Origin of the sequence: Leifsonia sp. 2MCAF36 (assembly GCF_052115525.1) — a bacterium.
GTDB lineage: Bacteria > Actinomycetota > Actinomycetes > Actinomycetales > Microbacteriaceae > Leifsonia.
This window is the reverse complement of the sequence record NZ_JBFRGV010000007.1, coordinates 1-12,267: the sequence shown is the minus strand read 5'-3', so window position 1 is coordinate 12,267 and position 12,267 is coordinate 1. Positions and strand designations below refer to the sequence as shown.

The 12,267-nt window shown below is 66.4% G+C and carries 9 protein-coding genes; all 9 read right to left on the bottom strand.

Features of this window, described 5'->3' with window-relative positions; all coding sequences use genetic code 11:
* Positions 1 to 8: 8 nt before the first annotated feature.
* A complete protein-coding gene (locus AB4079_RS12220; RefSeq protein ID WP_441787572.1) occupies positions 9 to 1,517 on the bottom strand; it encodes a PucR family transcriptional regulator in 1,509 nt (502 codons plus the stop codon).
* A gap of 61 nt (positions 1,518 to 1,578) precedes the next feature.
* Positions 1,579 to 3,342, bottom strand: coding sequence for a hydantoinase B/oxoprolinase family protein (locus AB4079_RS12215; protein WP_441787571.1), 1,764 nt, complete (start codon positions 3,340 to 3,342; stop codon positions 1,579 to 1,581).
* Between the two features lies 1 nt (position 3,343).
* Entirely contained in the window at positions 3,344 to 5,434 is a 2,091-nt protein-coding gene (locus AB4079_RS12210; RefSeq protein ID WP_441787570.1) for a hydantoinase/oxoprolinase family protein, read from the bottom strand.
* Between the two features lie 28 nt (positions 5,435 to 5,462).
* Entirely contained in the window at positions 5,463 to 6,347 is an 885-nt protein-coding gene (locus AB4079_RS12205) for a fumarylacetoacetate hydrolase family protein (protein WP_441787569.1), read from the bottom strand.
* Positions 6,347 to 7,633, bottom strand: a complete 1,287-nt coding sequence (locus AB4079_RS12200) for an aspartate aminotransferase family protein (RefSeq protein WP_441787568.1) — start codon at positions 7,631 to 7,633, stop codon at positions 6,347 to 6,349. The genes AB4079_RS12205 and AB4079_RS12200 overlap by 1 nt, the downstream gene beginning before the upstream one ends.
* Positions 7,634 to 7,650: 17 nt before the next feature.
* Positions 7,651 to 8,598, bottom strand: coding sequence for a C-terminal binding protein (locus tag AB4079_RS12195; RefSeq protein ID WP_441787567.1), 948 nt, complete (start codon positions 8,596 to 8,598; stop codon positions 7,651 to 7,653).
* A gap of 150 nt (positions 8,599 to 8,748) precedes the next feature.
* On the bottom strand, positions 8,749 to 10,422 hold the full coding sequence (locus AB4079_RS12190) for a helix-turn-helix domain-containing protein (protein WP_441787566.1): 1,674 nt from the start codon (positions 10,420 to 10,422) through the stop codon (positions 8,749 to 8,751).
* Positions 10,423 to 10,646: 224 nt separating this feature from the next.
* Positions 10,647 to 11,153, bottom strand: coding sequence for a GNAT family N-acetyltransferase (locus AB4079_RS12185; protein WP_441787565.1), 507 nt, complete (start codon positions 11,151 to 11,153; stop codon positions 10,647 to 10,649).
* Positions 11,154 to 11,457: 304 nt separating this feature from the next.
* Positions 11,458 to 12,267, bottom strand: an 810-nt coding sequence (locus AB4079_RS12180; protein ID WP_441787564.1) for an alpha-hydroxy acid oxidase, incomplete at its 5' end; no start/stop codon positions are given.

Here is a 12,267-nt window from a genome sequence, read left to right as displayed (position 1 = left end):
TACGCGCCCTAACGGTTTCGATCCCTCTCGTCGAGCAGGGGCAGCGCTGCCACCGCGAGCCAGAGTTCGAACGCATCCCGATAGCTGCGCAAGTCGCGTCCCGTGAGTTTCTCGATCCGTTTGAGCCGATAGCTCAGCGTGTGCTCGTGGACGAAGAGCTCGGCTGCGGCAGGGCGCACTCTGCCCTGGTGACGGAAGTACACCACGAGTGTGTTCAGCAGATCCGCCTGGTCTTCCCCCTCGCGATCGAGCAGCGTCTGGAGCGTGCGGACGGTCAACTGCCGGATCGTCTCGACGTCGGGGTTGAGCCACTGCGCGAACCCGAGTTCCTCTTCCGCCAGAAAAGCTCCCGATTCGGCTGAATCGACCGCCAGCCCGAGCGACCACGTGGCTTGTCGCCGCATCCGCGGAAGCTCGGACAGCTCGGTGAACCGTGAACTGGCGCCCACTCGAACGCCCACCTCCGCCGCGAGACGCCGAAGGTCGCTCTCCGCTGCGTCGACGAGGGCGAGGAGCACACCCTGCTTCAGCAGGAGGTGCGGCAGGTCATGGTCGACGAGCCAGTCCCGCATGCCGATTTCCGTCGCCACGTCCGCTGTTCGGTCGGCGACGGCGAGCACCCGCAGACCACGTGTGCTGACGAGGCCGAAATCGGCCAGCCGATCCTCCGCATCGGACAGCGCAGCATTCTCATCGAGCAGCCCGGCCAGCAGTTCGCCGCCCTTCCGGTGCATCGCTTCGCGTCGCCGCTGGTCGTCGATCGCGTCGAGGGCGGCCAGGGTCGCAACGTGTTGCAGCGCCGCGAGGCCGGCGGGTGCGGCCTCGGGGTGCTCCTTCCCGATGAGATATGCGGTCACGCGATCCCCCACGAGAAGGGGAACGACGAAGCCACCCTCGATCACCTGCAGTTCGCTGCTCCCGTTCGCCAGCCAATCTAAACTCTCGGCTGAGGGAACCCACGGCCATTCCGGGAGGAGGGGTCGACCGGTAGGCGAGACAACGGCAAGGCGGTACCCCGAGAGGCGCTCGAGCTCGGAGTAGATGGCGACGGTATCGCCATCACGACTGTTCCGCAGCTGCAGGGTCTCGAAGATCTGCAGATGTCGCGCGAGTCGGCTCCGCGCCGAGCGATCGCTGGCGTTGGCAACGAGGTACGACAGCTCGATGAACGGGATCTCACGCGGGATCCGCAGCACGGGGAAGGACAACCGATCCGCTTCGTCCAACATTTCGGTGGACAGCTCTGGCGCGCGGACGCTGATCGCGATGCCCGCGAGGCGGTGCTGAGCAAGACTGGCGAGATATGAGACCTGCCCGGCAGGGTCCTCTGGGATGCCGAAGCCGTTGACGATGAGCAGCTCGCCACCTTCGAGCCACGGTCCCGGATCGACGAGTTCGGACGTGTGCGTCCAGAGGACGGCGTTCTCCAACCCGCCCGCGCCTCCCACCAGCTGGAGCGCGAGGTGCGGCATCGCGACAAGGTCGGCGATCGTCAGGAAATCTCGTCCGGAGGCCACCAACGCGGTCGTCCTCCTCTCGATCAGGACGAGCGTAACTCAGCCGACAGGTTCCCCGCGGTCATGTCGCCGTCTTCGTCCCCGCCTGACGAGCGGCAGTCGTCGCGGCTTCGTCGACAACGTCTCCGCTGACGACCACACCGTAGTCGTCGCGAGCCGACGCGGGCGTGATGCGGCCTTCGCGCAGATCGTCGAGAACCGCGTCGACGTCGCGTTGCAGCGGGTCGCCGTAGCCGCCACCGCCTGGAGCGATCGAAACCACTCGCTCGCCGCGCGCCATGTCGAATCGGCCGACCACCGGGATCTCCCTCCGGGTGCCGTCCGGCGTTTCGACCCAGGCTTCCGGCACCGAGCCGTTGGCGCCGCCTCGCACACCCTGCGGCGGGTTGAACTTGCCCTCGAGTCCGTAGGTGAGGGTCAGACCGTCGTCGCGGGCCTCGATGGTGACGCGTGTCCCCAGGCCGCCGCGCTGACGTCCGGCACCGCCGGAGTCGGCGATCAGAACACGCTCGTGAACCAGGATCGGATAGCGCTGCTCGTCGACCTCGACGCTGTCGTGATAAAGCAGCGCGCCGCAGACAGGCCGCTGATATGTCGGCCAGCCATCGACGTACGGAGTGGCCGGTCCTCCCACCCCGCCGACCAGGATCTGGTTGACGTAGGCGTTGCCGTTGCGCTCGTCGATGCCCGAAATGACCGACTTGGCGGGAGCCTGGCCGGCTGCTCCTTCCGCGGTGCCGTAGCCGTCTTCGATTCCGGCGAACGCGGCCTGAACGATGTTGACCACGCGGTCCGCAAGATTGGTCGTTCCCGACGAGCACGAGTACGGATGCTTCGGAACTCCCACAGCGCAACCATCACGCAGGAGCACCTCCACCCGCCGGAAGGTGCCGGCATTGCTCGGGAGGCTCTCGGGTAGGCCAGCAAGAATTCCCGCGAGTGCAGCGCCCGTCGCCGTCGCGCGAGTGAGGTTGAGCCCATTCGGAAGGTTGTCCGGGTTGTCGCGGAGGTCGATCGTTACGCGGCCCTCCTGCGGCTTCACGCTGATCGTCGCCTGCAGCGGCACGCCGTCCGGCCCGGTTCCCGGAAAGGGGTCGTGTGTCGAACTGCCGGTCATCACGTACTCCGGCAGCTTCTCGATCGCGCTGACCGCGAGACGTTCCGAGTAGTCGAACCATGCGTCGACGAACTCGACCAGGGTGTCGGCACCGAACTTGTCGGCGAGTTCCTGGACGCGACGCTCCGCGATACGGGAGGCACCCACCGAGGCCAGGTAGTCGCCGTACCACTGGTCGGGCACTCGGATGCGAGCCCGGCACATGCGGATGATGTCGTCTAGATCGGTGTAATCCCGCTGTATCCGGACACAGGGAAAGATCAGTGCGCCCTCTTCATAGACGTCCCGTGCCGTCGCGAAGAACGTCGTCGGCAGGGAATTGCCGCAGTCGGCTTGGTGCGCCTTCGTCACCGCGGTGAAGAGGTGCCGGCCCTCGATGAAGATCGGCACGAGGATCACGTGGTCGGCAGCGTGCGAATTGCCCAGGTACGGATCGTTGTGGAGGAAAGCGTCGCCCTCACGAATGTCGTGGTGCAGCGCGACCATGTCCTCGCCGAGCGGTCCGGCGCCGAAGACGTGCACCGGTACGCCCTCAGCGGCCGCCAGCAACTGATTGTCCGCCGTCAGCACCGCGCACGAGAAGTCTCGGGCAGTGTTGATCACCGACGATCGCGCGGAGCGCAGAAGTCCGCTCGTCATCTCCCGGACAACACCGTCGAAGGCGTTTGCCAGCACCGAGAGCTTCACTGGGTCGAAATTGCGTGACACCTCACGCCTCCTTGCGGGTCAGGTAGATGTTCGAACGATCATCGAGGGTGGCGTTCCATTCGGGCGGGACGACGATCGTGGTGGTCGGCTGATCGATGACCGCCGGACCGGGAAGTGAGTCGTCCGGGCCGAGAGTAACGCCCCGGAAGCGTGGGGTCGCATAGCTCTCACCATCGAAGATGATCTGATCGGTTCGATGGGATTGCGGCGATCCGCCCGAGGCGACCTGGATGTTGAGGTTCTCCGGACGCGACACCTCGACGCGGACACCCCAGCTGATGATCTCCACCCGGCTCCGGGGGTCGTGGGTGCCGTTTCGGCGATCGTGCTCCTCGTGGAACGCCGTCGCGATCACCTCGGCCGCATTCCCGTCGGTCTCGGGTGGACCGACCAGGCGCACCCTGAGATCCCATGCTTGACCAGGGTAGCGTGCGTCGACGAAGTAGGTGAACTCAGGCGCGCCGCCCACACCGTCGAACCGTTCCGCGAAGTCTGCGGCCTTGGCCTTCAGCTCGGTGATCGCCCGCGCGGCGCTCTCCGAATCGAACGCGAGGGTGTCGTTGTGAAGCGGAGAAAGGAACTCGGTGGCAATGGGCGCCCGGTGGGCCCCGTAGGCGGCAAGCACACCCGCGGTGGCCGGGATGAGTACGGTGTCGGTCTCCAGAAGGCCCCCGATCGCCGCAGCCACCATGGCGCCCGCGCCGCCGCCGGCGACGATGAGGGCGCCGCGCGGGTCCACCCCCTGCTCGAGCGAGGCATGGCGGATCGCGGTCGCCATGTGGTTGGCCGACACGTCGAGGATCGCTTGGGCGGCCTGCTCGACGCTCATGTTCATCGGCCCGGCGATGCGAGACGCGATGGCTTCCTCTGCCGCATCGCGGTCGAGGACGAATCCTCCCTCGAATCCGCTCGCATCCAGGTAGCCGAGCACCACGCACGCGTCGGTCACCGTCGGCTCCAGCCCGCCGCGTCCGTACGCTGCCGGGCCCGGCGTGCTCCGAGCGCTCTGCGGGCCGACGCGCAGCAAGCCGCCGCCGTCGATCCACGCGATGCTGCCGCCGCCCGCACCGATACTCGAGACCGCGACCGACGACAGGCCCGTGAGGTGCCCAACGAACGGCTCGCCGAGCCAGGCTTCGCGCGTGTGCCGCACGACGCCCTTCTCGACAAGCGACACATCGAAGGTCGTGCCTCCCATGTCGCAGACGACGACGGTTTCGCGGTCCGGAGCGGCCGCCGCGCCGACCAGAGGCGCCATCGACGGCCCGGAGTTGAGGAGCAGCACCGGGCGGTCGAGCACATCGGAGACGTCGAGCACGGCACCTTCGGAGGTAACGACGAGGAGATCGCCTGCGAAGCCGTTGTCGAGCAGGTCCGAGCGCAAGTTGCCGAGGTGGTCGGCCATGAGCGGCTTCAGCGACGCGTCGATCGAGGCGGCCGATGAGCGGCGGTACTCGCGGATGGTCGGGTTCGCGCGATTCGACAGCGTGTACGGCACACCGGGGAGGATCTCTTCGATGAGCTCGCCGAGCCTGAGCTCGTGAGAGTCGTTGATGATCGACCAGAGGAAGGACACGGCGACCGCTTCCACCCCGTCGTAGCTGAGTCGGGTCAGCACCTCACGTGCCTGAGCCTCGTCGAGTGGAGTGAGCACCTCACCCTCGGAGGAGATGCGCTCCCGGATCTCGAAGGTGAGTCGTCGGGGTATGTAAGGACCGGGATACGCGGCCTTGGAATCGAACGCGTCGCGACGTCCTCCTTCGCGGAGCAACAGGGTGTCGGCGAAGCCGTCGGTCACCAGCAGCGCCGTATTCGCGACCCTGCCTGTGAGGACCGCGTTGGTGGCGTGCGTTGTGCCGTACACGATCACGTCGGCGTTGCGTAATACGTCCGGGCCGTTCCAGCCGACGGACTCAGCGGCACGATGCACCGCCGCCTCGAAGCCTTGGAAGACACGGTCGTAGTTCGTGAGGGCCTTGCCGACCGCCATCTCGCCGCGACCGGAACCCACCACGACGTCCGTGAACGTACCGCCGGTGTCGACGGCGATGCGATATCGCTCTTGAGCGGGAGCCGAGTGTACGTCAGTCATTTGTCTTCCATATCTGTGTACAAAGTGGTCAAAGGGACGCGACACTGTTCCGCAGCAGGCCCACCCGGTCGACGTCGACTTCAACGACATCGCCGGGGGCGAGCCACACCGGGGGTGTGCGTTTGGCGCCGATTCCTTGGGGAGTCCCCGTCGCGATGAGGTCTCCCGGCTCGAGGGCGAGGAAGCTCGAGAGGTAGGACACGATTTTCGCGATCGTGAAGATCTGGTGCCGGGTGTTGGAGTGCTGCACCTCGACTCCGTTGACCCGGGTTCGGATCTCCAGGGTCTGCGGGTCGCCGACCTCATCGAGAGTGACGATCGCCGGACCCCAGGGGGTTGAGCCATCGACGGCCTTACCGGCGGTCCATTGAGTTCCGCGGTACTGGAGATCACGCGCAGTGGTGTCGTTGAGCGGCGCCAGCCCGGCGACGTGCGAAAGCGCGTCGGCCTCGGAGACACCGTGAGCCCTGCGTCCGATGACGACGGCCACCTCGCCCTCGAAGTCGAGGTTGTCGCTCACGTCGGCGCCGCGGATCTCGTCTTGCGGTCCGATGAGTGTCGACGCGAACTTGACGAACACGTCGGGGTACTGCGGCAGCGCTCGGCCGGTCTCGGCGACGTGGTCTTTGTAGTTCAGGCCGATGCAGAGCACTTTCGCCGGGTCGGGCACCGGGCTGAGCAGCCGCACTTCAGCCAGTGCGCCTGCTCGGATCTCCGGGCAGAGCTCGGCGAGTCGTGTCGTTTCCCCCGACAGAGCAGCGATCGCGTCGGCATGCATGGCCAGGAACTCGCGCACCGAGGCGGTCGGCTCCACTTTGGCAACGGTCAGGAATCGCTTGAGGTCGATCACCGAGTCGCCGACGATCACTCCGCCGCGAGCGGAGCCGTGATGCAGGTAGGAGACGAGTCGCATCAGTCGCGCCTCGCACCCTGGTTGCCGGCGACGGCCCACACCGCATCGGTGAGCCGGTCGACGATGTCGTCGACGACCCCTTTGTCCATCGGAGTCGAGAGCGAGAGCAGATTCGCCGGCGAACCGAGCAGGCCGCGATAGTAGGACTCCCACCAGAGCTTGTGCTGGAGGTCCTCCGGCACCTTCTGGCTTCCCTCGGGCACCGCCCGCAGAAGCGACCCCCAACCACGGATCTCCCAGCCGCTGCCGGCAAGGTTGCCTTGGATCGTGGCCCGGGCGACATCACCCAGCGTGTTCAGCCTCTCGATCTCGGACTCCGGGTAGAGGCGCAAGGCAGCCGCCCCCGCCGCCATGCTGACCGGATTGCCTGAGAAGGTACCGCCGTGGGGGAGGCTTCCTGCCCGGGTCGGGTCGACCTCGGACATCAGGTCGGCTAGGCCCACGACGGCCCCGACCGCAAAGCCTCCCCCGATCGTCTTCCCAGTGGTCAGGAGATCAGGCGCGATACCGTACGCCCCGCTCAGGCCCTGCAGGCCCAGTCGCAAACTGATGACCTCGTCGATGATCAGAACGATGCCGTGACGGCTCGCAAGCTCACGAGCAGTCGTCACGAACTCTTGTGTGATCCGGAGCAGTCCGGCGCGATTCGGGAGCAGGTCGAGAATGATCGCCGCGTACTCGTCCGGAGCCGACTCGACCGCATCCCGCAGCGCCTGCACGTCGTTGAGCGGAATCGGGGTGACATCGCGTGTCACTCCGGCCGTCACACCGCGGGTGTACGCAGGACCGCCAGCTGCCAAAGCGACGTCGGAGGTGCCGTGGTAGCCACCCTGCGTCACGACGATGCGATCGCGACCGGTCGCCGCCCGCGCGATGCGGATGGCCGACATGACGGCCTCGGTACCCGAATTCGTGAACCGCACCTGATCCAGCGTCGGCAGCCGTTCGAGCAGAAGGTCGGCGAGTTCCCACTCGTACAGATTCGGGATGCCCCAGCTCGCCCCCGCCGACAACGCTGCTGTCGCCGCCTTGGTGATCTCCGGATGCGCGTTGCCGTGGATGAGCGAGGTGAAGTTGTTGTTCGCGTCGATCAGTTCGAGGTCGCGGTCGTCCCAGACGCGATAGCCCGCACCGCGCACCGCATACGGGCTCGGCCGGCCGGTGTAGTAGGTGGAACGGCCGTACCCACCGGGCAGGAGCGGGTATCCTCGCGGTCCACGGCGCAGGTGCGGGTCCTCCAGAGCTCCATCGTCGACGAAGTCGCTGGCTGGGTTGCTCGTAGTCATGTCTCCGATCCGCCTTCTCAGTTCACGACGTCGGTCAGGGGCTGCCCGGTGAGTGCAAGCCGCGCCCGTTCGACCGCGCCCTCCTGCAGGGCGCCTGTCGAACGATTGGACCGCCAGGCGATGTGCGGGGTGAGGATGGTGTTCGGCGTCGAGCGCAACGGATGCTCCGGCGGGAGGGGCTCCTGCGAGAAGGTGTCGATGCCGGCTCCGCCGATCTGCCCGGAGGCGAGCGCGACCGCGAGGGCTTCCTCGTCGATCAGGCCGCCACGCGACACGTTCACCACCACGGCGCCGCGGCGCATCCTGCTCAGACTGTCGGCGGAGATCAGATGCTGAGTGCCGTCGTTGAGGGGAAGGTGCAACGAGACCACATCGGACTCCTCCAGCACGCTGTCGAGGGCAGCGAGCTCCACCGGAACGTTCGCAATGTAGGGGTCGTAGCCGCGTACGTGTGCGCCGACAGCCGACCACATCCGCGCCACGTGCTGCCCGATGCGGCCGAGGCCGAGGACACCGATCCGCAGATCCGAGAGCACCGGAGTGTCGTAGCCGATGATGCCGGCCCAACCGTGTTCGCGGATCGCCGTGTCACCGGCCGGAAGCCGGCGAACGAGAGCCAAGCCCATGGCAAACGCGTGCGAGGCGACCTCCTCCGACGCCGTTCCCGGCACGATCGCGACCGGGATTCCTGCCTCGGCGGCCGCTTCGACGTCGATGTTGTCGTAGCCCATGCCGTAGCGGATCACGGCCCGGGTCTTCGGCATCGAGGGGTAGTCCTCGGCCGTGAGCCGCGCGTACGGAGTGACCATCACGACCGAGGCGTCCGGCAGACCCGCGCGGAAAGCGTCGACGTCGGCGGCTGCGACCAACTCGTAGCCGAGTTCTTCCGCGAGCGCGTGCTCACGATTCAAGTCGGGAAAGTGATGGGGAGCCACCAGTATGGTGCCCTGCTTTTCGCCGCTCATTCGTGCCGTCCTGTCCTAGTCGTGGTCCACGGGAACCAGTCGATTCAAACAGCGTGCAGCAGAGTCGATTCGTGTCAGATCGGTACACTCGGCCCGGGATTCCGGGCGCGCGAACGAGAGACTTGAGCCCCTCGTCGCCGTCAGGAGACGTCAGAGATCGAAACCGCGACTGCGGAAGTAGTCCATGCGGCGATACAGGGTGGAGCGCCCGATTTCGAGGGACTCGGCCGCGAGGCGACGATTGCCCGCTGCCTCGCGAAGGGCGCCACGAATCTCGGCAAGCTCGGCGTCCTCGAGGCGCGACAGTCGTCCGCCGGTGAGGAGGTGGTGGAAGCTTGCGGGGAGGTCATGGTCCTCGACTTCGATTCCTTCAGCCTGCTTCGCGGCGTCGGAAACGATCTGCTGCAGTTGCGTCACGTTTCCGGGCCAGTCGGCCTTGGTGAGACTGGCGACCAGTCTGCGCGAGAGGCGTCGCGTGCCGATCTCGGCGGCGATCGCCGTGGCGAGGAGAGGGATGTCCTCGCGCCGGCGGCGCAGAGAAGCGACGCGTATCTCGAGCGCCCCGCTTGCGTCAGCCATCGCGCGGACGCCCTCCGTCACACTCTCGACGGTGAGGATGACGCTGCAGTTGCCGATCCGGATCTGGGCAGCGACGTCTCGCGCGTCGACCGACGAAAGCTCGTCAGCGTGCGCGATGACGAAGGTCTGTGGGGGCCGCGCGGCCACAGCGTGCCGCGCCTCCTCCATCCGGACACCCGCTGCCGGATCGCGGCCGTCCAGTGGCACGACCGACTGTCGGACCGAAGAGATGGCGTCGGCAAGGCGCTTCTTTCCAGCGCCGGGCTCGCCGACGATGAGAACCGAACGATCACTTTCCATCGCCATCCGCGCAGATGACACGGTCCGCTGGAAGGCGATGCTCTGCCCCTGGAGTCGTTCGGTCAGGGGATCTGTCGGCGCGGGAGCGAGCACGCGGGTCGAGGGCGTGGAGTCGAGCTCTGCCGGGTGCGAAAGGGCGCGCGGTCGCACCACCGCGACCGCGCCGAAGGCCGATCCCCCCAGTTCGACGGCGGTGATGTCTACGACGGACGGGCCGGGACCCGTGAGCATCGCCTCGAAGCTGACCGGCCTACCGGATGACATCACGCTCTTGGCATAGCCCGTGACGATCGAGAGGTCGGTGCCTTCCAACTGAGACGTCGCGATTCCGTTCATGAACGAATGCTTGCCGTTGGTTGCGACGACCGCAGCCTTGCTGCGACGACGCGAGACCATCATGTACTCCTTGAGCAGAGCACGCTCTCGTGAGGACATGCAGTGCTCGATCTCACGCTCGATGCGCGCGGTGACACCTTCCAGCATCAGGAGCGTGGACGACGGGTCGAGCCCCTGAACTCGAGCGTTCGGCAAGGTCAGTCCCACGACCGCACGCACGCGCTCGTGGAACGGGTCGCGCACGAGCGACGCGAAACACCAGTTGCCGCGCATGTCCTCGCGGAAGTGTTCCTCGGGGGAGAGCCACACGGCGCGGCCCTCTTCGAGCGCCACACCCTCGCCGCTGCTTCCGCAGCTGCTTTCAAGCAGCGAGTACCCCGACGGAAACTCGACCTCATCCCGTAGGAATCCAGGCTTCACGAGCGAGCCACTCGGCGACGTGAGGCTGACATATCCACCGATGTCTTCGGCGACCGCGTCCAGCTCGCGCAGGTAGCGCTCTGCGATTCCCAGCGTGCGCTCGTCGACGTGGCCCTCGTCGATGATCCCTCGATCACGGCTTCCGTCCACACCGGCCGCGCGGCTCCGCCACCACGAGCGCGCCACCACGGGGCGAAGAGCAGAAAGATCATCCGTGGCCCGGCTCAGGAATTGCTCCCTGATGTCATTGGCGGTGAATGACGCGGGGGAAGAGCGAGCGGTGCCAACAGCGCCTGTGTGCATATGAACTTCCCTGTCCGTTATGACTGACCAGACCCAGAAAGTAACACACCCGAGGCTTCAGACGGATACGTGGAGCAGCCAAAGGATCGCGTGATGTTTGGACAAATGCACTAACCCTGGAGGCCGAACGCCCAGACGTTGGTGCGGATCGGGTTCCCAGCGGGATACTCGAAGTCCTCCTCGCCGCGGTGCACGAAGCCGCAGGACCGGCAGAGCGCGTTCGACGCTGAATTGTCGACGCGCGGGAAGGCGAGCATCAGCGCACGGTCGCCATGCTCGGCGGCGTGTTTCAGAACCGCCACCACAGCGCGCGACGCGATACCGCGACCCTGGAACGGCTCGGTGACAGCCCATCCGGTCTCGTACACGTCGAGGTCGTGCCACATCGTCGGCCAGTAGCCGACCGACCCCACGGGGTCCCGTTCGCCCTCGAGGCGGATGGTGAACATCGCGGCGGCACCGGTCTCCCAGCCGCGCACGTAGCGTTCGTTCCTCTCTTCGAGCTTCTCCTGTGTCTCGGGGCCACCCAGGAAGGCAGTCATCTGCGGGGTGTTCGTTCGTTCCAAGACCGCGAGGTCAGCTGCTGTCCAGCGCTGGAGGGAGATGTCATTGCTCATGCGGCCGGACTCTACGCCGCGGCACCGACACGGTGGCAGATCTGCGAGGAATGCGGCAGCGATCGTGAAACTCGGTTGTGGGTTTTTTTGAAGGGGCACGCGCTGTCATGGCAGCGCCACATCAGAACATCCGAACTATGAGGTGATGTTTCGACCCACCTGTGCCTAACCCGCGGCGTCCAGGCATCCGGGCCGGCCGCGTTGCGTCGGAGATTCGCGGGCCTCGGTCGGGGATGTGGATGCGTGGGCCGGGTTTCTCCGACCGGCCGCGGCCGGTCGGAGGTTTCGGGGCGGTTATCCGTCGTTAGGCGTCGGTGTCCTGTCGTGCCGGGTCACGGCGGAGGGGTTGCAGCCGGGTGAGTTGGGTGACGTGGTGGGGGGTGAGTTCGTCGAGGGTGCGGACTTGGAGGAGTTTCATGGTGCGGACCAGTTGGTCGGTGAGGATTTGGATGGTGCGGTCGACCCCTTCCCGGCCGCCGGCCATCAGCCCGTACAAATAGGCGCGGCCGATCAGGGTGAACTTGGCCCCCAATGCGTAGGCGGCGATGATGTCGGCGCCGTTCATGATGCCGGTATCGATGGCGACCTCGGTGTGCGCACCGACCTCACGGACCACGTCGGGGAGCAGGTGGAACGGGATCGGTGCCCGGTCCAGTTGCCGGCCGCCGTGGTTGGAGAGCACGATCCCATCCACCCCGTGATCGACCAAGGTTTTGGCGTCGTCGACGTTCTGCACCCCCTTGATCACCAGCTTCCCCGGCCACATCTCCCGGATGATCTTCAGGTCCTCGTAGTTGATCGACGGGTCCATCGCCGCGTTCAACAGGTCACCGACCGTGCCCCCGGTCGCGGACAGGGATGCGAACTCCAGTTTCGGGGTGGTCAAAAAGTCGTACCACCACCACGGCCGCGGGATCGCGTTCAGCACCGTGCCGAGAGTGAGCTGGGGTGGGATGGAGAACCCATTCCTTTTATCCCGCAACCGGGCCCCGGCGATCGGGGTGTCCACCGTGAAGAACAGGGTGTCGAACCCCGCCGCTGCTGCCCGCTCCACCAGCCCGTAGGAGATCTCGCGTTGCCGCATCACATACAACTGGAACCAGTTCCGACCGGC

What these genes read in the sequence shown, in the direction of transcription:
- AB4079_RS12210 (WP_441787570.1), bottom strand. Translation starts at nt 5,434, where the DNA reads ATGACTGACGTACACTCGGCTCCCGCTCAAGAGCGATATCGCATCGCC.
- AB4079_RS12205 (WP_441787569.1), bottom strand. Translation starts at nt 6,347, where the DNA reads ATGCGACTCGTCTCCTACCTGCATCACGGCTCCGCTCGCGGCGGAGTG.
- AB4079_RS12200 (WP_441787568.1), bottom strand. Translation starts at nt 7,633, where the DNA reads ATGACTACGAGCAACCCAGCCAGCGACTTCGTCGACGATGGAGCTCTG.
- AB4079_RS12195 (WP_441787567.1), bottom strand. Translation starts at nt 8,598, where the DNA reads ATGAGCGGCGAAAAGCAGGGCACCATACTGGTGGCTCCCCATCACTTT.
- AB4079_RS12185 (WP_441787565.1), bottom strand. Translation starts at nt 11,153, where the DNA reads ATGAGCAATGACATCTCCCTCCAGCGCTGGACAGCAGCTGACCTCGCG.